General features: G+C 51.7%; 17 protein-coding genes. 9 read left to right on the top strand and 8 right to left on the bottom strand.

What is annotated here, in order from left to right; all coding sequences use genetic code 11:
• Positions 1-117 precede the first annotated feature (117 nt).
• The 5 genes from AC3WJN_RS16835 to AC3WJN_RS16815 all read left to right on the top strand — a co-directional run bounded on the left by AC3WJN_RS16835 (position 118) and on the right by AC3WJN_RS16815 (position 10,515).
• Positions 118-5,676, top strand: coding sequence for an AAA family ATPase (locus AC3WJN_RS16835; protein ID WP_007785168.1), 5,559 nt, complete (start codon positions 118-120; stop codon positions 5,674-5,676).
• A gap of 1 nt (position 5,677) precedes the next feature.
• Positions 5,678-6,718, top strand: coding sequence for a hypothetical protein (locus AC3WJN_RS16830; RefSeq protein WP_005827055.1), 1,041 nt, complete (start codon positions 5,678-5,680; stop codon positions 6,716-6,718).
• A gap of 186 nt (positions 6,719-6,904) precedes the next feature.
• The gene (locus tag AC3WJN_RS16825) at positions 6,905-7,228 is read left to right on the top strand and encodes an ArsR/SmtB family transcription factor (protein ID WP_005827057.1); all 324 of its coding nucleotides are present in this window, start codon (positions 6,905-6,907) and stop codon (positions 7,226-7,228) included.
• 95 nt (positions 7,229-7,323) lie between these two features.
• Positions 7,324-8,325, top strand: a complete 1,002-nt coding sequence (locus tag AC3WJN_RS16820) for an NADP-dependent oxidoreductase (protein WP_492329306.1) — start codon at positions 7,324-7,326, stop codon at positions 8,323-8,325.
• 246 nt (positions 8,326-8,571) lie between these two features.
• Positions 8,572-10,515, top strand: a complete 1,944-nt coding sequence (locus AC3WJN_RS16815) for an AraC family transcriptional regulator (protein ID WP_081414681.1) — start codon at positions 8,572-8,574, stop codon at positions 10,513-10,515.
• A 255-nt stretch (positions 10,516-10,770) separates the two neighbouring features.
• Here the strand turns inward: AC3WJN_RS16815 and AC3WJN_RS16810 are convergent, their stop codons facing one another.
• Genes AC3WJN_RS16810 through AC3WJN_RS16800 form a run of 3 tightly spaced genes read right to left on the bottom strand, consistent with a single transcriptional unit; the run spans position 10,771 to position 12,570 of the window.
• Positions 10,771-10,950: a hypothetical protein gene (locus AC3WJN_RS16810; RefSeq protein ID WP_129552215.1), complete on the bottom strand. Its 180-nt coding sequence runs from the start codon at positions 10,948-10,950 to the stop codon at positions 10,771-10,773.
• The gene (locus tag AC3WJN_RS16805) at positions 10,937-11,728 is read right to left on the bottom strand and encodes a DUF817 domain-containing protein (RefSeq protein WP_005827063.1); all 792 of its coding nucleotides are present in this window, start codon (positions 11,726-11,728) and stop codon (positions 10,937-10,939) included. The genes AC3WJN_RS16810 and AC3WJN_RS16805 overlap by 14 nt, the downstream gene beginning before the upstream one ends.
• Positions 11,725-12,570: a sulfurtransferase gene (locus AC3WJN_RS16800; RefSeq protein WP_025848449.1), complete on the bottom strand. Its 846-nt coding sequence runs from the start codon at positions 12,568-12,570 to the stop codon at positions 11,725-11,727. The genes AC3WJN_RS16805 and AC3WJN_RS16800 overlap by 4 nt, the downstream gene beginning before the upstream one ends.
• Positions 12,571-12,667: 97 nt before the next feature.
• Here AC3WJN_RS16800 and AC3WJN_RS16795 point away from each other — a divergent pair, with 97 nt between their 5' ends.
• Positions 12,668-13,276: a DUF502 domain-containing protein gene (locus AC3WJN_RS16795; protein WP_025848451.1), complete on the top strand. Its 609-nt coding sequence runs from the start codon at positions 12,668-12,670 to the stop codon at positions 13,274-13,276.
• Positions 13,277-13,366: 90 nt separating this feature from the next.
• Here the strand turns inward: AC3WJN_RS16795 and AC3WJN_RS16790 are convergent, their stop codons facing one another.
• The gene (locus AC3WJN_RS16790) at positions 13,367-13,612 is read right to left on the bottom strand and encodes a hypothetical protein (RefSeq protein WP_005827069.1); all 246 of its coding nucleotides are present in this window, start codon (positions 13,610-13,612) and stop codon (positions 13,367-13,369) included.
• 152 nt (positions 13,613-13,764) lie between these two features.
• Positions 13,765-14,202 (bottom strand): DUF2621 domain-containing protein, encoded by a 438-nt coding sequence (locus AC3WJN_RS16785; protein ID WP_007785178.1) that lies wholly within the window; start codon positions 14,200-14,202, stop codon positions 13,765-13,767.
• A gap of 174 nt (positions 14,203-14,376) precedes the next feature.
• Between AC3WJN_RS16785 and AC3WJN_RS16780 the strand changes: the two genes are divergently transcribed.
• From AC3WJN_RS16780 to AC3WJN_RS16770, 3 genes are all read left to right on the top strand, one after another.
• Positions 14,377-14,751, top strand: coding sequence for a hypothetical protein (locus AC3WJN_RS16780; RefSeq protein WP_005827074.1), 375 nt, complete (start codon positions 14,377-14,379; stop codon positions 14,749-14,751).
• Positions 14,752-14,849: 98 nt separating this feature from the next.
• The gene (locus AC3WJN_RS16775) at positions 14,850-15,812 is read left to right on the top strand and encodes a tetratricopeptide repeat protein (protein WP_007785184.1); all 963 of its coding nucleotides are present in this window, start codon (positions 14,850-14,852) and stop codon (positions 15,810-15,812) included.
• A gap of 170 nt (positions 15,813-15,982) precedes the next feature.
• Positions 15,983-16,372: a VOC family protein gene (locus AC3WJN_RS16770; protein WP_007785186.1), complete on the top strand. Its 390-nt coding sequence runs from the start codon at positions 15,983-15,985 to the stop codon at positions 16,370-16,372.
• A gap of 90 nt (positions 16,373-16,462) precedes the next feature.
• On the opposite strand, the gene AC3WJN_RS16765 is transcribed toward AC3WJN_RS16770, so the two are convergent.
• Genes AC3WJN_RS16765 through AC3WJN_RS16755 form a run of 3 tightly spaced genes read right to left on the bottom strand, consistent with a single transcriptional unit; the run spans position 16,463 to position 19,051 of the window.
• On the bottom strand, positions 16,463-17,269 hold the full coding sequence (locus AC3WJN_RS16765; RefSeq protein ID WP_005827080.1) for an ABC transporter permease: 807 nt from the start codon (positions 17,267-17,269) through the stop codon (positions 16,463-16,465).
• Positions 17,250-18,053: an ABC transporter ATP-binding protein gene (locus tag AC3WJN_RS16760; RefSeq protein ID WP_005827083.1), complete on the bottom strand. Its 804-nt coding sequence runs from the start codon at positions 18,051-18,053 to the stop codon at positions 17,250-17,252. Before AC3WJN_RS16760 ends, AC3WJN_RS16765 begins: the two co-directional genes overlap by 20 nt.
• A 5-nt stretch (positions 18,054-18,058) precedes the next feature.
• Positions 18,059-19,051 (bottom strand): ABC transporter substrate-binding protein, encoded by a 993-nt coding sequence (locus AC3WJN_RS16755; RefSeq protein WP_005827085.1) that lies wholly within the window; start codon positions 19,049-19,051, stop codon positions 18,059-18,061.
• Between the last annotated feature and the right edge of the window lie 104 nt (positions 19,052-19,155).

The following is a 19,155-nucleotide window of genomic DNA, read 5'->3' as shown; positions in this document are numbered from 1 at the left end:
TAGGTGTATTTTCCAACAATTTGGAGAGGAGGTGAAACTGGACAAAGGAGTAGAAATGAGCTTGAAAATGAACAGAAATAAGGAAACCACATGATGATTATAGTTAGGAGGGACCGTGTGTCAGATCAACGACATAAATGGGAGCATCTGATGGAGCGGTTCATACTCGCCCGAGACAGTGCTACTGTTCAATTGAAAGAAATGCTATCCCGACTGGAATCTGGCGAAATGCTGTCAGAGGAAGCGTATGAATCGACAAAGCAATCGTTAGTTTCTGTGCTTCAACTCCAGAACGACGCATGTAGTGCCATCCCATCAACGTATGGCAAACCGTCTACCATGGATGAATTAAAAGAAATCGTGGACGATATGGAACGCACATCCCTTCTTTTGGCGCGGGCAGAGCGGGCGCGTCAATCGATCAAGGCGTTCATTCGGCTGCAATGCTTGGATGACGGAGTTGCCCAAGAATTTGTGCAACAACAAGCCAAAGCGGAGAGCCTGCTCCACCAACTGTCTGAAGAGGAACTGGCAGAAGCCGGAGAAGTCTATGACAGAGTTGTTCAGTTTATCCGTAATCCCGCAGAGTGTGACGACCTTGCAGAGATGTACAAACAGATCACAAAATCAATCGGGGTCGCCACCAGGTATGCACTGGAACAGGGCTGGCTTTTTTGGCCGGATACTGATTTTTCAGACGACAGGCAAGAGGCTGCAAATGTTGTTCTGACAGGGCATACTGCTGAAGCAGAGGAAGAGTCAAAAGGTTTCGAAGACCGTTCAGCCGTCTCAAATGCCTCCGCTGAGACAACGATGGATGACGGAATTACAGAGATTCCCCCTGATATTTCCACCGATCGCATGGATTGTCCCACGCCAGATACTGCAAAAGTATTTGACGGGGCTTCCTCTATTCATGAAAAGGAGCCATTGGCATCCTGCCTCATGAGTTCGCTTGCGCATAGAGAACAAGCGACAACTGCCCCACCTGTAAATGATGCATTTGCCGGAGTTCCGGACAGTTTGCTTGACTTTACGACAGTCAAGTATGACTGCATTAGCAAAAAGAAAAATATCGACAATTTTTCGTCTAACAAATTTGAGGGAGAATTGAAGCAGGTATCGGTCATACCGCGTTTGGCAGCTTTTCTTATGTGCTACTTGTACAACGCTGGGACTGTTGCCGATAGTCAGCTTGAAACATTATGGGCAGACCCCGTACGCGAAAGTGGCCGTACATCCGGTAATCCAGAAGATATCGTGCGAAACACCCTCAAGAAGCTCGCGCAAAAAGGTTATGTGGCTGAGCATGTCGTAGAGCTGGCGGAAAAATCTGAAGTTTTTTACACGCTCAGCGCGTATGGAGCAGTGGCCTTTCAAAAAGACTCCAGCAGACGGCTGTTGCAAACTCTCTCCCAACAGAAACTCCTTGCCGAAACGGAAGAAGTCCAACTGATGTTTGGCAGCGACAGAGTCGTTGCAGATTTCTTCCGCTTGCAGCATATCAATCGAGCGCTGCAAGCGCTGAGTAAACATGTACCCAAGCAGTTGTCGATGTTGCGGGCAACCATACAGCCTTTTCCCCATCGGGAAGTTTCCGATAAGAAGACAGGAAACCTTTATTTGGTCATTCCCGGCATTCTTGATGCAAGGGATCCACAGGCGGATCTTGAACTCGTCATCGAGATGGCAAATAACAAGGATAACTGCATTCCTCTCGTCGTAGTTGACTCGATGGAGGAGGGCTCTTGCTGGGCTGAATGGCTATCTTCCACAGAGCGGCAAGCCTATTATTTGTTGATAGAAAATCAGCTTCCCATCATTGGAGGCAAGGAAGGCTCGGATCATTTGTCCGTATTGTTCCAACTGCCAGAAACGAATACCAGCGACAGTGTTGCAGAGCATCCACTGGCAGAGATGACTGCGATTCAAGAAGTCTCGGACCCAAAGGGTCAAATGACAGCCAGGAATCAGGAGCGATTGGATTCGCAGACAGATGAGCCTGTTTTCCAGGACGAGATCGTTGAAACTGGGCCAACTCAACGACGCGATCAACAGAAGTCTGAACCATCTGTTCTGATAAGCGCCGATGATCTGAAGCGGGTTGTCGAAAGCGCGCTGAGTAGGCTCGCGGAAGGACATTGGGCGGAAGGCATGTTGTTGTTGCACACGGTAGCCGGTTTCTCAAAAGACGTCCAGGTTTTGCGTGACAAAATATCATTCACTCTCAACGATCCCCTATGCCGTGAAGAGGACTGGCATACGCTTGCCGATTTGCCGATCACCCTTCCGTACGGGGAGTTCGAGATGCTTGATGACTGCGTCAAAGCAGCCATGTGGCTGAAAATCTTTTTTGATCCCAAAGACCCGAATGACTATCGTTTGAAAACTCGCTGGAAGCAAATTAACAACGACTTATCGAGCGACGTACTCGAAACGTTTTCTAGCATTAAGAGGCTCATTGGTCATTTTTGGACGTTTATTGATCGTTACAATATTGGCATCAAGTATTGCGTTTCATCTGATGTTCGCGACCAACTCGACGTTCAATTAGCAGTGAAACAGGTAGAGGAGCGCATCAAAGAGACAATCGAAACGGTTTTCCCTCGCAATACGATGTCTAAAATTAACCATCCGAAGATCAAGGAGATGGTTGTTGAACTGTATGGTAACAGTGGCCTCATGACTCGCTATTTGCAAAATGCATCCGAGATGCCGTTAGCGCAATTACGCGAAGTATGCCAATTGTTCACAGAGGCCGATTTGTCCGTCGATCCAGGCGGCCTTGATCTTCAGCCAACGGACGGAAAACTGGAGCAATTCCTTGACAAGCATTGGGTCGGGATGAGCAACTGGTCCAGCAATGACAAAAGTACGATGCTCACCGGGGCCTTTCGCAACCGGATGAGAAATTGGTTGCGTGAAGCGACAGAGCCGCTATTGCGGTACTATGCATGCCGTTACGCTGAAACTTCGATGAGTGGGTCAACTTATATTTCGTCCGAGATGGCTAGCAAAGCGCGTCAAGAATCGCAACAGCTCGTTTTTGAAGCGATGAAGCAACTGGAGGAGCAATCAATTTTATTGGACAAGGTAGGCCATCGTCTGCTTCATTCCACCATTCGCGATTTGCAATCTGTCTTTGAAGAAACAGGTGATGAGCGTGAGCATCACTTTTATGAGTCATTGCTGCTTTCCGGAGAAATCGAACTGGATTCTGACTATTTGCCGATCTTGGATGAGCAGTGGCTCCAATCCATTCAACCTGTTGCCGGGTATACACTTTGGGAACGCTTATTGCGTCATCACAGCAAGAAGGTTCAAACGTGGGAACAGGCTGCTGACCAAGCGTTACGCAACTACGACATGGGTATGTACGATTTGATTACCAAGCGTTCTGGCGAGTGGCTGGCTGACACGACAGTGAGTGAGACACGGCGCAAGGCGCCACAGCAGCTTATGAAATATAATGATGATTTCAGGGCTGAAGTGGAACTCGCGCAAAATTACGGTCAAATGGCAAGCAATGACGAAATGTATGGCTATATCAAGCTTGCGGAAGCTGCTAAAAAACATGCGGAGAAAACGCTCAATGTCGGGTTCTTCAAGCGTTTGCTTGAACATTGCCGCGCACAAATTGTGAGAGGCTCTGACACGCGTATGGAAGCAACTCGCAGTCGTTTGGATGCGTTAAAAGAGGACACCCTTCTGAGTGCGGATCGAGACGATCTGGCAAGCGATGAAGAAGTGCTGCGACAGTGGCCGATTCTCGATAAAATTGAACGAGCCCTTGAGAGACGCAATATGACAGTTGCTGAGGATTACATACAGCTAGCTGCGAGTGGCCAAAAAGACACGCCGTCACTTCAAATGTTTGACAGTGATTTGTACAAGTCATTCCTTGAGCGATACCACGGACTTTTTCAATCATGCAACGCCCATAAACGCGAGGATCTGCATCGTGTATACAGCCGGTCTGTCCGTAGCCAACTGTTTCCGAATCAGAACAACCGGAACACGGCTAGTGCGGAAAAGTTAATCCAGCAATGGTACAAGTTTCAGCCGCATCAAATAAGCGAGTTCATGGAGCAACTGCTGTTTCACAAGGTAGAGAGAGTTGTGAAAGAACGAGAAAATGAATTTTATGTGTTCCCAGCAGCTCGCGATGCGCAATTAGGTCAGTATCCTCATCCATTCAAGGAGTTGGGGACTGAGGCTGTGCGAAAAGGAGTTCGCGTGCTGGCTATGGCTGGCGTACGGACAGCCGACAACTTGCTGGATGAAGTGACACAGCGCGGTGCGGGAAATGGGGCCGCGACAATCGTTGTACTTGACTATGCGCTCCCTCTGGCTGACAGAAAACTGCTGGCCAAGTCAATCAAATTGCGATCCATTCCGGAAATCATAGTTGTCATTGACAGAGTGATGGCACTGTTTCTGGCCGGATACAGTCAAACTGATCGTGCCGATGTATTTCTCAGCATTGCCTTGCCATCAAGCAAGATTCAACCATATATCCCTGTCGGCGGGATTCCACCAGAAATGTTTATTGGTCGAACCGATGAACTGGAGAAAATCAGAAGCATGAATGGCCCGGTATTTGTCTACGGTGGACGGCAGCTTGGTAAAACGGCATTGCTGAGGGAAGCAAAAAACAGGGAACATAATCCTGAAAAAGGCCGATATGCAGTCTTTGTTGACTTACGGGAGAAAAATACGGATGCATCGCTTCGGATTATTAGTGAAGAGTTGGTCATTGAGAAGGTATTGACGCAGCCTTGCAACACGTGGGATGAGTTGCGAATGGCACTGCGTACAAGACTTTTGGCCAGGGAGCGGCCTATTCATAAACTGATGCTGTTGCTGGACGAAGCGGATGTGTTTCTTGCAAGCTGTGAGAGTGGACAAAACAGGCCGCTCGAAATACTGAAAGAACTGAAAGATACGTTCAATGGACAATTCAAATTTGTTCTTGCGGGACTTCGCGACGTTGTCCGATTCAACAAGCGACTACTTGGCGGCAACAGCGTACTTGCCCATCTGGGCCATATCACAATCCGCCCGTTGGAATACTTGGATGCTCGTGACTTGCTGCTTCGTCCGTTGCAATATCTCGGATTTCGGATTGAAGAAAATGGCGAGGATATCATCAGTCTTATTCTTGCGAAGACGAACTATTATCCTGGCCTGATTCATCTTTATTGCCAAAAATTGATCGAAGCGATCACTGACAGCTATCGCAACGGCAATTATAATGAAAACTCCAATCCGCCCTATTTGCTTGACGAGAAGCATATCAAGACATTGCTTGGACAAAGGGAACTTCTTACAGAAATTGAGAATAAATTCCGCATTACCTTGCAGCTTGATACTGACAATTTGTATGATATTTTGGCCAAGGCGATCGCGTATCGCTATTATGTGGTCGGAATTGGTCAGAGTTCTTCCGCACAGGACATCATCAAGATTTGCAAAGAGTTCAATATCAACAAGATCGCGAGTTTGTCGGAAGATAGCGTCAAGGCATTGCTGGAGGAAATGGATGAGCTAAACATCATCCGGCGGGAGACGCGTGGTTCGGATCACTATGTATTTAATCGATACAGTTTCTTCCAGATGCTTGGCAGCAGCGAAGACGAGCTGTTTTATCAGCTTTACGAATTGGGAGAGAATTAACATGGAAAAACCATCGCTTTGGTGGAACTATATGTCTGGTGCTGCACGGTATCTTCAGGATACCGTGGCAGCAACCAGTAACTATCGTGTCTTATTAATTGAGGAGCCTCCTTACAAGGAGGACTTTTTTCATCTGCTCAAGGAAAGGCTGCTGCAAAGTGACAGCAGCCTCCAAATCGGACAAATTCAGGCGGATGAATGGGCACGCGATCTGGATGTAGGCGAGGCGCTAATGAATCATTACGCCCATCACGTTGAATATCATCCTATGGATGGCTCCCGGTCTGAATATATGGCAAGAAATGATCTGCTTTCAGGTCGGGTACTTATTGTGCGAGAGACGAATCACCGAACGGAATGGATTGATAGTGCAATTGAATATGCCAAGTTCAGTTCGCAGCGAAATGGTCTGCTTATTTTGACTTACAGTGCCTCTCTCCCGCTATCTACCGCCCGTAAAGGGGTGAAGTTGTTGCAGTGGAGCGACTATGTGGCACATTATGATATGCAACTGTTTGCTTCGTATTGCATTGCGGAAAAACCTGGGCTTACTTTAGGACTACGCAACTATATCACGCAGCTTGCCTCAAGAATGGCCGGAACCGATCCGGAACTTTGCAGCATGTTGGCTGTTGAGGAGACGGCGTATGATGCCTTTGGATTGCTGCATGAACTGGCCTCTGACTACGAGACAGCGAGAAATCTTGTTGAGAATCCACAGAAAGTGACATCTATTATTTGGGAGGCGCAGATTCATATTGTCTTTCCAATCATAGAAGAAATGCGTCGTCGCTTCATTGAACGCTACCGTATCGAGTTGCAAGGCGTGTTGCCGCAACGGGACAATTTTGAAAAGTTACTGCAGTCCCCGGAAGATATGGAGCTGCGCCATATGTGGTATTATTACTTTAAAGCGAATGGCTTTCTGAGTTCAGATGATGAGCGTTCCTTTCGAGTGTTATATGACGCACGCAATCAATTAGCGCATTTGGATACGATAGACAGAGAAATGATCCGTGAGATCGTCTCCCAGCAAGTATGACTAAGGTGAAATAATTCCAAGCTCCCCTTTTTTAGCGAAAACAAATGCTGGGCATGCATTTGCGTAGAGAAGGGGGGCTTCTTGTAAAATCCCCCACCTCCCACTTGCATTTACAAAACAAGTGGTTATAATTACGTTTAAACGATTAAACCAAAGAACCAATGAACGAACGAAAGGATGAACCGCATGAGCCAGCGAACCGAGCATGTGCTGCAACAATTTAAAGACTGCATTCCTCTGCTGGAAGTGCTGACCGATGAAAATCGGCAAGCGATTATTATGCTGCTGGCACAGAACAAATCGGGACTGAACGTCAATGCGATCGCGAGCCATATAGATTTGTCCAGACCGGCTGTCTCCCATCATTTGAAGGTGTTGAAGCAGTCCGGCTTTATCACATCCGAAAAAAAAGGCGTAGAAAATTATTACGTATTGACTGTCCGCAAACCGCTTGAACAACTCAAAGCATTAATTACCGCCGTGGAAGCCGAGTGCAATGGGTCGCAGTGACTACCTAGAGATGCAAGAGAAATGTGGTAGCGAAATTGTTTTGCACAATTGGTTCGTTTGTTTAAACCAATAATCATAAACAGGAGTGATCGTACATGAAGGCCATCGTCATTGAGAATTATGGAAAAAATGCTCCATTAGTATTGACAGAACAGCCAATGCCCAGTGTCGGAGAACATGATGTGCTGGTAGAAATTCATGCTGCCAGCTTAAATCCGATCGACTTTAAAATTAAAGAAGGAAAAGTGAAATTCCTGTTGAGTTACAAGTTTCCGCTGATCTTGGGCAACGATTTCTCCGGAGTTGTCGTCAAGGTTGGCGAACGGGTGAAGGCGTTTAAACCCGGAGATGAAGTTTACGGCAGGCCCCGCAAAAGCCGGATCGGCACATTGGCCGAATTCATTGCTGTGCATGAGGATGATATTTGGCTGAAACCGCAAAATTTGACCTTTGAAGAAGCGGCGTCCATACCGCTGGTTGGACTTACGACTTACCAGGCGTTTTCCGATATTTTGCATCTTCAAAAAGGCCAAAAAATCTTGATTCACGCAGGTTCGGGCGGCGTAGGCACCTTCGCCATCCAACTGGCCAAAAGGATGGGCGCTTTCGTGGCGACAACAGCAAGCGACAAAGGGTATGAACTGGTCAAATCGTTGGGGGCCGATCTCATCATTAATTATAAAAAAGAGAACTTTGAGGAAATGCTTACCGGGTATGACGCTGTCTTTGATACGCTAGGGGGAGACGTCCTGGAAAAATCGTTCCGCATCCTCAAGCCAGGCGGACAAATCGTCTCCGTCTCGGGCATGCCAAACGCAAGATTCGGAAAAGAAGCCAATTTGGGTTGGATGAAAACGGCCATGTTGTCCATCGTGAGCCGTAAAATCACAGCGCTTGAGCGGAAGACCCAAACGAAATATCACCTCCTTTTTATGAAAGCGAGCGGCGCGCAATGGAAGATCCTGACGGAAATGATCGAAGCAGGCCAGATTAAGCCTGTAATTGACAAGGTGTACCAATTGAAAGATACCGCGCAAGCATTCGACTACCTGGAAAGCGGAAGGGCCAAAGGAAAGGTAATCGTAAAAGTAAAGTAAACAGTAATGCAAGGAAGAAAAGGCAACCGCTCCGCATGAATTGAAACAGGAACGCTTCCCTGCCATGCTGCCGACGTTTTTGGAATGCTCGCGAACTTGCACGGGCCAGACCCCGAACTGGAATTTTCCGCAGGTTGATCTGGCCCCCAAATTCCCTTATAATACCGATGTGTTTTTGTGATAATCATTCTCATAAAAATCAAACAAATCAACGCTTCTTGCGCAAAAACAGGCAGGTGTGCTCGGATGAAGGAAGAGGAAAAAAAGAAAATCCATGACTTGTTGGCACATTGGACGCACGCGGCTGTTCAGGTGATCGACGTTCGGCATTTTGTGTTGCAGGCGCAAGAGTCGTGGAACAGCTACCGGCTTCCGGCCTCCAGCTATTTTTACGCTTGCAAGGGACAGGCCACGGTTCGACTGGATGGGCGCGAATATGCGGCAGACCGCTTCTTGCTGCTTCACGGCGGCAAAGGCATGGTGCTCGACGTGAAGCTGACAGACGACGAGCTATTCGCGTTTTACCTGATCTTGTACAAAGCAAAAACGTTGCTGCCGCGCCCTGCCGACCATGCGTTGCTAAACGATGGCGGCAAAGAGCCGTTTCAGTTGCCTTATGCGCTTGTGCCGCATGAGCCAACCGGACTGTACCATCTGGCCGCAACGATGGCCCGCGAATGGGACGCACAGGAGCGGCTTCGGGCAAAAGGCACGTTTTTGCAGTTTGTCCACGAGGTCATGCAGCAGCTCATTCAGCACGGGTTTCACCAAGAACAACAGCCGCTCGCCAAGCAGGTCGTCCGCTTCCTGGAAGCGCATTACACAACGCGGATTTCTTTGGAGAGCCTCGCTGAGCAGTTTTGCTACAGCGCCCGCTACTTGACCCGACTGGTCAAGGAAGAGACAGGCCACAGCCCGATTGATTACGTCATCTCACTGAGGATGGAAAAAGCGAAGGAGCTTTTGGCCCGGACGGACGCGAAGCTGCAGGAAGTAGCGGCTGCTGTCGGATACCAGGATGTGCTCTACTTCAGTCGGCTGTTCAAAAAGCATACAGGCATGACGCCGAGCGCCTTTTCCAAGCATGCCCTGGCCGCGCCTCCAGTTCCGGATCGTCTATATGGAAAGCCCGGATTATCTATTGTGGACGAGAAGGGGGAAAGCTATAGTGTTAACGATAATCGTTATCAACGAAGCTTTGGGGGGATCGTTCGCATGAACAAAAAATCAACGCGCCACATGGCAACTCTCTTCATGGTCAGTCTCGCACTGCTCGTGAGCGCGTGCTCCGGCACGGCAAGTCCGACACCGCAAGCCGAGGGGAGCGTACAGGAGCAAGCCGGAGCGGCCCAACGCGAATTGACAGACGGGTTGGGCAACAAAGTGACCGTACCTGCGCATCCGCAGCGGATCATCGCTTCTTATCTGGAAGACCATCTGGTGGCGCTGGGCGTGAAGCCGGTCGCCCAGTGGTCGGTAGGCAAAGGCGACGTGCAGGGGTATCTGCAAAAAGATTTGGCAGGAATCCCGGCGATTCCGTATGACCTGCCGCCTGAAGTCGTGATGAGCTACAATCCCGACTTGATTATCATGGACAATGCAGAACTGGTAGCGGGAGACAAATATAGCCAGTACGCCAAAATTTCGCCGACGTACACGATTGGCAAAGAAAAGAACAGCGACTGGCGCAAAGAGCTTCTGATCGTGGGCGAGGTCCTGAACAAGAGCGAGGAAGCGAAAAAGGTACTGGCCGATTACGATACGTACGTGGCCGAAAGCAAAGAAAAGCTGAAGCAGGGCATTGGCGAAAAATCGGCGGCGGCACTGTGGGTAACGGCGAAAGCCGTCTACATGGCGCGTCAGGACTTGTCCAGCGGGGACGTGCTGTACAAAGACCTTGGGTTCAAAGTGCCTGCTGTCGTCCAGGAAATTTCCAAGTCGGGCGATGCCAACTGGAACTCCGTGTCTCTGGAAAAGCTGGCACAGCTTGACGCCGACTACCTGTTTGTCGTAAACAGCAAAGGCGTGTCCAAGGACGAGTTTCTGAAGGAGCCGGTCTGGGCGAATATCCCTGCGGTGAAAAACGGACATGTCTACGACTTTACGACAGAATCAAGCTGGTTGTACACAGGCGTGATCGCCAACCGCCAGATGATCGAGAACGTGCTGGAAAACGTATTGAAACAATAAGTCACTCACACCCCAAACCATCGTTCGCAGCAAGCGGGCGGCGGTTTGGGATTTTTTATTGCCGTCTGTCATTTAGAATAATTATCACTTATAATGATAGCCAGTTGTTTCTGGCAGCCCACAAGCCGATCTCGCTGGAAACGCTGGGCGAGTACGATGGCGATTACCTAGTGTTGACGAGCGACTCGAAAAAGCTGGCGGACTACCAGGCAGACCCGATCTGGGGCAGATTGCAGGCGGTCCAAAACGGCGGGTCTACATCTGGGGCGAGGAAAGCTCGTGGTTCCAGGACCCGATCGCCGTGCTGTCGCAGGCAGAGCTTCTGGCGGATTGGCTGGTCGCGGAAGCGAAAAAGTAGAGAGATTCCCAGCGCAAAAAGGCAACGAACCTACCGTTGCCTTTTTTGCTATTGCCCGCCTGCTCACTTTGTCTCAACCGACTTGCCGCCTGTCCGTCGCGCTTTTACATGCTTCAACTCCGCCACGATGATGAAGCTGACGATGACGAGCAAAAACCACGAGCTGATTTTGCTAAGATGCACCAGCTCCCAGCCGGAGCGCTGGTTCGGGTACGCCCAGGCGCCGAAAAAGGTGGCGATATTTTCCGCGATCCAGATGAAAAAGCCGATCAGGAAGTAGCCGAGCGGGATCGGCATGGAAAAGCGCTCGTGGGTGACGCGAAAGTACACTTTCGATCGCCAGAACACGATGAACATGAGCACCATTAACACCCAGCGCAGGTCCCAGATGAAGTGATGGGTGAAAAAATTGAGGTAGATCGCCGCACCGAGCGAGGTCACCCAGATCGGCTTCGGCCAGTTGGTCAGGCTGACGTCCAGGCGACGCCACGCCTGGCACAAATAGCTCGCGACACTCGCGTACATGAAGCCGCTGTAGAGCGGAACGCCAAACACCTTGCTGTACCCGGCCTCGGGATAGCTCCAGGAGCCCATGTGCACCTTGTATATTTCCAGACACAGTCCGATCAGGTGAAAGACCGTGATTACCTTCAACTCGTCCCGCGACTCCAGCCCGCTTTTCACCATGAACACCTGAAAAGCCAAACAGAGCAGCAAAAGCAAGTCGTATCTGGGCAGGCCAGGGATCGCGACGAATTTGGATACCGCGAGCGAAGCGAAGATGAAGACGGGAAACAGGCAAGACATGGCCTCCTGATACCCGAAGTGCAGCAGGAGGCGAATGAAGCGGATCATTCTTCGATTCCTTCGGCAGGAGTAGGGCCTTTGGCGACAGGCAAATCGTAGGAGCTCCAGTCGCTCCAGCTTCCTGCGTACAGCTTGGCGTCAGCCCGTCCTGCCTGGTGCAAGGCGAGCAGGTTGGTGCAGGCTGTGACTCCCGAGCCGCAATAGACGATGATTTCCCGGTCTGCAAAGTCGGCGATGCGAGCCTTGAGCTGCTCGGGCGGAAGCATGGTCATGTCCGCTGCCAGGTTGTCCTTGTAAAAGAAATGGCGGGCGCCAGGGATGTGTCCGGCCTTCGGATCGAGCGGCTCCTGTTCGCCGCGATAGCGCTCGCCTGCCCGCGAATCGAGCAGCACGGTTTCAGGCGTGCGCTTTTGCACGTCTTCGATGCCGACCAGCATCTCCGGGCGCGGGCGCGGGACAAACGTACGCGCCTGCGGTGTCGGCACGTCAGCGGTCACCTCGTAGCCAGCCTTTTTCCAGGCGGCGTATCCGCCATCGAGCACGGCGACGCGGTCGTGACCGAGGTAGCGCAAAAGCCACCAGAGACGTCCAGCCATCGACATTTCCTGGTCATCGTAGGCGATCACGGTCGTCTGCTCATCAATTCCTGCGCGCGAAAAAAGGGCAGCGATAGCGGTGATGTCCGGGAGGGGATGGCGTCCGCCATGCTCGCCCTTTGGACCGGACAGGTCGCGATTCAGATGAAAGTAGAGCGCCCCTGGAATATGATCGACTTCGTATTCTTGCGCGCCTTGTTCGGAAGCGGACAGCGCAAAGCGGCAATCGGCGATGACGATCCGCTCGTCGTGCAAATGATCGCGGAGCCATTGTGGTGTGACAAGTGCTTGCATGGTTCACCCTGCTTTCTGATTTTTTCTTCATCATAGCAGATGACTATCCGATGGGGTACAATATTTCTAAAAAGTGGCGGAAGAGAGGAGCAACGGGATGAAGCGTGTGATCCGATACTTTTTGGAAGGCTTGCTGTACGTGATTCCACTGGCTGTGACGATTTACATTTTATACACCATTTTTACGACGGTGGACAGTTGGTTTTACAATCTGGCCAGCAACCGGTTCCATCTCCATTTTCCCGGCGTCGGAGTGCTGATTACAATTGTGGGGATTACGATTGTCGGCTTTTTGGCCTCCAACGTGCTGACGCGCGGCCTGTTGGCCGTCGTGGACAGCATTTTTGAAAAAGTGCCGTTCATCAAGCTGATTTATACCGCGATCAAGGACTTGATCGGGGCGTTCGTCGGCGACAAAAAAAGCTTCGACAAGCCGGTTCTGGTGACGCTGTCGAAGGATTCGGGAGCCAAAGTCATCGGCTTCATCACAAAAGAAAGCATGGATACATACGGGCTTGCCGATCACGTCGCCGTTTATCTCCCGCAGTCGTACAACTTTGCGGGCAATTTGCTGCTCTTTCCGAGCGAGCAGGTGCAGCCGCTCGACATGGACAGCGCCGAGGTGATGGCGTTTCTCGTCTCGGGCGGGGTATCCGGCAAAAAGGCGACCCCCAAGGCCGAAAACGAACAAAGCTGCCAGGCATGAGGCAGCTTTTCGTCTTTTTTTCTATGGAACATACAAAGGGCAGCTTCCGGCTTTGCGACCGGTAGCTGCCCTGCTCTTTTTTCGCGTCCATTAACTGCTGAAAAAACCGCTGTGGCTGGAATGCTTGCGACGATAGTAGCGATGGCCATACGTTTTGTGACCGAGCTTCCACAGCGGTCCGCGATGGCGATAATCGCTGCTGCTGTATTTGCGGTAGCCGCGCCCGCCCATTTTCCAAAAAAACCGCGCGCCTTTTTTCAACAGAGCCACGACAATGATGACCGCGACAACAAACAGCACGAACCCGATCCCCAAAATGGTCAGTATGACTGACATCTGCATCGTCTCCTTTTGCCCAGCCCGTTTCGCGTTGAAAAAGCTTTTTGCGCAGGCCAGTGATCCGTATAAGTATTCTTACGGATGGGCAGAGAGGAAGTTTCAGACGGAGCAAGCCGGCTTTCGGGCAGGCGGGGCAGTGCCTGCTGCCTTTACGCGTTCAAATATTTCTCGTAAGGGGTGTAGTCGATTTGCTTGGATTGCAAGTGGGCGATGAGCCATTTGTGGTCGCGCTTGGGAGTAGCGACGATGTATCCTTTGACGATCAGCTCTGTCGTAATCGAGGTCGCTTTCTCTTCCAGGGCGATCTGCCCGATTTTGGCTGCGATCGAGCGTCTTGCCACATCGCGGAATAGCTGCGGAACAGGCTCAACCAGCTCGTTGAGCAGCGTCAGGCCTTCTTCTGTCCACAGCGAGCGCGTCTGCTCGATGTAGTAGTCCTGCCAGTCGAGATCGGACTTCCCGTCCTGTTTCGGCATGGACTTGAGGAATTTGCGAAACATGAAGTAGCCGCCGATCCCCATCAACCCGACAAGCACAAACGTCCACCCGACAATAAACAGGGAAAACCCTGTCGACATTTCACTCATGTGCGTACACCTCGTAACCGTAATCCATAAAAATGCGCATATAGGTAAAGTGTACCTTATTTTCAGTCGAGCAACAAACTTTTTGTGCTTTTGCCCATCCTGCTGGTTTTCTCTTCCCAAGTACACATACAATTTAGTATGATTAGAATTAATCTTTATTGGGAGTGGACGCTCATGTTCAAGCTTGGACAACGCGTCGTCATTGTTGCCGACTCCTTCGAGCAAGGCTTGCCGATAGGCGAATACGGGTATTTGATCGCACGCGACCGCAACCCGGACAGTGCGTTTGCATGGGTCATTCGCATACCCAAGATAGATAAGCATATTCCAGTGGTAGAAGAAGACATCGCCCTGGAAGAAAAACTGCTGGAGGAGGAAGCGCAGCGTGTCTCGCAGGAAGCTTTGCTTGATTACGCTCTGGCGACGCGCAACGAAGCCCTCTTCAGGCAACTGATGGGCATGTCGGATGCAGAAGAGGCAAATGACGAACCAGCGAAGGAATCAATGGAGGATTTTATCCGTAAAGTAAATCTGAAAGCCTGGATATAACGATCTGCGGTTTTCCTTTTGGGGAAAATCGTTCTTCTTTGCAGGACGGGGCTTGTCCCTTGATACTATTGTGAAGGAAATGAAAGCGAGGCTGTTTCATGTCTGAATTTGTGACGTTTACCAATGAATTTGGTCAAACCATCGAGATGTCCCGGGAGGACTACCAGAAAAAAGTGATTCCGCACAATCTGGATATGTATTGGGACCAAAAAGAAAAGCTTCGTGACTTTGCGATGGAGTTGGTGAAGGAGCAATTTCATGAGCAGGCGGCTGTTGCGGCGGACAGGCTGCTTGAGCTGTACGGGCCAATTGAGTCTGCGCTCATTTTCCGCGCGGTTGTTCACATGCAGGCGAGAGAATTTGAGCGGGCGAAAACGATCCTGACCGATTGCCTGGAGCGCTTCCCTTCGTCGGGGACGGCCTGCACCAATCTGGCGAAGATTTACGCGTATGAGGGAGAAGAAGACAAAGCGTTCGAAATCTTGAATACGGGCCTGCACAAAGACCCGAACCAGGAAAACGGCCTGAACATGTACGTCGAGAGCTTTTTGCAGAGCGGCAAGCGCGAGGAGTTGCGCTCTCGCCTGGAAGCGCTCTGTGTCAAGGAAGGCGCCTGGAGGCCGCAGTTGCATCTGGCCCGCCTCGCTCTGACCGAAAACGATCTGCTGAACGCGATGAAATGGTACACGGTGGCTATCGAAGGAGCCAAAGACCGCTTCGAAGTGGTCATGACGGTAACGGGCGAGCTGGGACAGGCAGGCTATGTGTATCAACTGATCCAAATCTGTGAGAAGTTTTGGACGCCGGAGTTTCCGTATCCGTATGCCGGCTTCAACTATGCCAACGCCTTGCTGGCGACCGACCAGAAGGAAAAGGCGATTGCGATTCTGCGCACGATGCAGGAGCATCTGCCGGACAACTACAAGCCGATGGTCGACCATTTCCTCGCCCGGGTTCCCGGTGCGCTGGAAGTGGAAGCGGCGGCGCAGCAAAAAGTGGCAGCCAACAGCCAGCCTGGCGATCAGGCGGCGAAAAAGAGCTGGTGGAAGTTTTGGAAGTAGCCGAAAACGCGTACATAGCGCCCGACATCTGGCTGTCGGGCGTTTTTCTATGCGGTTGCAACAGCCTGTGCGGCGAACGGCAGGGGACAGCCACGCGCGCTTGGCGCAAAAGCCGCGAGCGAACGGGGCCGCCCGCGCCAAAAGACCGCGAGCAAAAAGGAGGACGAAGCATGCTGCACCATCTGGAGTTGTATGTAGCGGATTTGAAGCGATCCGCGGAGTTTTGGGGGTGGCTCTTGGAGGAACAGCTCGGCTATGAGCGCTACCAGCAATGGGCGAGCGGGATCAGTTGGAAGCACGGCAACACGTATCTGGTGTTCGTGCAGGCAGAGGAACGGTTTCTCGATGTGCCGTATCACCGCTGTCGCGTCGGATTGAACCATCTGGCTTTTCACGCGCGCAGCCGGGAGCAGGTGGAGGCGATTCGCGAGGAGCTGTGGCGGCGAGGCGTGCCGCTGCTCTACGAGGACCGCTATCCACACGCGGGCGGCCGGGAGCATTACGCGCTGTTTTGCGAAGACCCGGATCGGATCAAGGTGGAGATCGTAGCGCCGGAGTAAGAGAGTGGCGAAAGCGCCCCGGCAAGACACACAACCAGCGAAACAGCGCGACCATCCCCGGATGATGATCGCGCTGTTTCGTACCTCCATCTATTTAAACTGGCTGGTGAGCCGCCGCTCGAGAAAGGCGACGCCCTGGTACATCAGCGTGGCGACGACCGCGATGATGGCGAGGCTCATCATGACCATGGTAAAATTAAACACTTGGAATCCGTAAATAATCAGATAGCCCAACCCTTGCTGGGAAACGAGAAACTCGCCGACGATGACGCCCACCCAGGAAAGGCCGACATTTACCTTCAACGTGGCAAGCAAGGTCGGAATCGTCGCAGGGAGAATGACGAGGCGGAAAATTTGCCGTTTGTTGCCGCCGAGCGTCTGGACGACCTTGACGTAGTTTTGGTTGACCTCGCGAAAGCCGGAGTAGACGTTGATCGTGGTGATGATGATCGAGATCGCGCAGCCCATGGCGATGACAGACATCAGCCCCGGCCCGAAGCCGACGATGAAGACCGGGCCGAGCGCGACTTTCGGCATGCTGTTGGCGATCACGAGATACGGCTCCAGCACGCGCGACAGAAACGGGGACCACCAGATGACGGTCGCGATGACCGCCCCGAGCAGCGTGCCCAAAAGAAAGCCGATGACCGTTTCCCATACCGTCATGCCTACGTGGGGAAGCAGGCTGCCGTCCAGTAGCTGGGACCAAAACTGTGCCCAGATTTTGGAAGGGTAGCTGAAAATGAGCGCATTGATCGTGTTCGTGCGCGCAAGCAGCTCCCACAAGCCGAGGAAGGCGAGAAACAGCAGGCATTGCGTGGAAAACACCCAGTAGCGGCCCGTCGCCTCCTGCTTCAAGTAGTTGCGGTGGATGGCTTCAATGTCCTTTCGCTGCATCGGATACCACCTCCATCTCCTTCCAGACGCGATGGAACAAGTCTTGGAAGCCATCCTGGTTGCGGGCGTCGAATGGCAGAGAGTCGCGAATCGCGGCAGGGACGGCCAGCTCGCTGCTGACCCGGCCCGGGTTGCGCGAAAAAATGTAGATGCGGTCGCCCATGGCAATTGATTCGGACAGGTCGTGCGTCACCAGGATGGCGGTTTTTTTATGCTTGCGCAAGGTGGAAAAAATCAGGTCTTCCAGCTTCAGCTTCGTCTGATAGTCCAGAGCGGAAAACGGTTCATCGAGAAGCAGCACATCCGGTTGACAGGCAAGGGTGCGGACGAGGGCGACCCGCTGTCTCATGCCGCCGGACAACTGCTGCGGGGAAGCTTTGCGCACGTCGGCAAGCTCCATTTCATCGAGCAGATGCAAGGCGTATTGTTCCGTCTCCCTGGTGCGGATTCCCTGGATGTCCAGTCCGAGAAAAACGTTGTCTTCAATCGAGCGCCAGTTGAACAAATAGTCTTGCTGGAGCATGTAGCCGACCTGCCGGGACGTTCCGCGAACGGGTTTTCCATCGATCAGCACGTTTCCGGCAGTCGGCGTCTCCAGTCCGGCAACGAGGGAGAGCAGTGTCGTTTTGCCACAACCACTAGGGCCAACCATACAGATGAACTCGCCTTCCTCCACGCGCAGGTTGATGTCCTGCACCGCCATGAACGCCCTGGTCGTAGATAAATAGAGATGGGTCACGTGGGAAAGTTCAATCTTGGCCGGCGTAGAAGGAATCTGGTTCATGACGATTAATTCCCTTCCTTGGATTGTTTGGCGAAGGTGGTGTTGACCAGCTTGGTGTAATCCGCCCGTTGCTTCAACTCACCTGCCGCATCCATAATTTCTTGAAGCTGGTTCCATTCCTGTTCGTCCAACACTGGATCGGCGGCGTAGGAACCTTGCTCCAAATAGCGCTGTACGGCGTTCTCCAAAATTTGCGGGTCGATCTGCTCGAAGTATTTTCCGATGACTTCAGCCGTTTCCTTGGCGCTGTGGCTGGCAACCCACTGTTGCCCTTTGTAGACCGCATTGGTAAACTTTTGGATAGCCGAAGGATTGCTGTCGATATAGCTTTGCTTCGTCATGTAGACGGTGTAAGGGACGGTGCCGCTCTCCTTGCCGAATGAGGCGACGACGTGGCCGATCCCTTCCTGTTCGAAGCGGGACGCTTCCGGCTCGAACAACTGTACAAACTCGCCGGTTCCGGAAGCAAAGGAAGAGGCAATGTTTTTGAACTCGATATTCTGGATCAGCTCCAGATCGCTTTGTGGATTGATATTGTGCTTTCCCAGCACGTACTCTCCGACCATTTGCGGCATGCCGCCCTTGCGTTGACCGAGGAAGACGCTGCCTTTGAGCTGTTCAAACGAAAACGAGTCCGTTTTGTTGCGCGCGACGAGGAAAGTACCGTCTGTCTGGGTCAACTGGGCGAAGTTGACGACGACGTCTGCCGCCCCTTGCTGCGAGACGTAGATGCTCGTTTCCGAACCGACCAGAGCGACCTCGATCCCGCCGGACAGGAGCGCAGACATCACCTTGTCGCCGCCGGGAATCGTGGACAGCTCCACGTCCAGGCCTTCTTCCTTAAAAAATCCCTTTTCCAGCGCAACGTATTGGGGAGCGTAAAAAAGGGAGCGGGTTACTTCGCCAATTCTTATTTTTTCAGAAGTGCTGGAGCAGCCGGTCAAAGCGGCGAACAGAGCCAGACAGGCAGCCAGCCCCAGCGCAAAAAATCGTTTCATTATCGGGAGTCCCTCCTTGCTAGGCTGTTGTTTGTTGTAAGTTATGCGCCCAGACAAAAAAGGGTGAATGCTTACAGACCGTGACAGGCTTGTGGGAAGCTCCG

The sequence above is a fragment of the Brevibacillus sp. FW306-2-1A-C05A genome (assembly GCF_058781555.1).
This window is presented reverse-complemented; position numbering and strand designations above follow the sequence as displayed.

Excerpts from the sequence above, each read along its gene's own strand:
- AC3WJN_RS16830 (WP_005827055.1), top strand. The coding sequence starts at position 5,678 with ATGGAAAAACCATCGCTTTGGTGGAACTATATGTCTGGTGCTGCACGG.
- AC3WJN_RS16825 (WP_005827057.1), top strand. The coding sequence starts at position 6,905 with ATGAGCCAGCGAACCGAGCATGTGCTGCAACAATTTAAAGACTGCATT.
- AC3WJN_RS16820 (WP_492329306.1), top strand. The coding sequence starts at position 7,324 with ATGAAGGCCATCGTCATTGAGAATTATGGAAAAAATGCTCCATTAGTA.
- AC3WJN_RS16815 (WP_081414681.1), top strand. The coding sequence starts at position 8,572 with ATGAAGGAAGAGGAAAAAAAGAAAATCCATGACTTGTTGGCACATTGG.
- AC3WJN_RS16805 (WP_005827063.1), bottom strand. The coding sequence starts at position 11,728 with ATGATCCGCTTCATTCGCCTCCTGCTGCACTTCGGGTATCAGGAGGCC.
- AC3WJN_RS16800 (WP_025848449.1), bottom strand. The coding sequence starts at position 12,570 with ATGCAAGCACTTGTCACACCACAATGGCTCCGCGATCATTTGCACGAC.
- AC3WJN_RS16795 (WP_025848451.1), top strand. The coding sequence starts at position 12,668 with ATGAAGCGTGTGATCCGATACTTTTTGGAAGGCTTGCTGTACGTGATT.
- AC3WJN_RS16790 (WP_005827069.1), bottom strand. The coding sequence starts at position 13,612 with ATGTCAGTCATACTGACCATTTTGGGGATCGGGTTCGTGCTGTTTGTT.
- AC3WJN_RS16785 (WP_007785178.1), bottom strand. The coding sequence starts at position 14,202 with ATGAGTGAAATGTCGACAGGGTTTTCCCTGTTTATTGTCGGGTGGACG.
- AC3WJN_RS16780 (WP_005827074.1), top strand. The coding sequence starts at position 14,377 with ATGTTCAAGCTTGGACAACGCGTCGTCATTGTTGCCGACTCCTTCGAG.
- AC3WJN_RS16775 (WP_007785184.1), top strand. The coding sequence starts at position 14,850 with ATGTCTGAATTTGTGACGTTTACCAATGAATTTGGTCAAACCATCGAG.
- AC3WJN_RS16770 (WP_007785186.1), top strand. The coding sequence starts at position 15,983 with ATGCTGCACCATCTGGAGTTGTATGTAGCGGATTTGAAGCGATCCGCG.
- AC3WJN_RS16765 (WP_005827080.1), bottom strand. The coding sequence starts at position 17,269 with ATGCAGCGAAAGGACATTGAAGCCATCCACCGCAACTACTTGAAGCAG.
- AC3WJN_RS16760 (WP_005827083.1), bottom strand. The coding sequence starts at position 18,053 with ATGAACCAGATTCCTTCTACGCCGGCCAAGATTGAACTTTCCCACGTG.
- AC3WJN_RS16755 (WP_005827085.1), bottom strand. The coding sequence starts at position 19,051 with ATGAAACGATTTTTTGCGCTGGGGCTGGCTGCCTGTCTGGCTCTGTTC.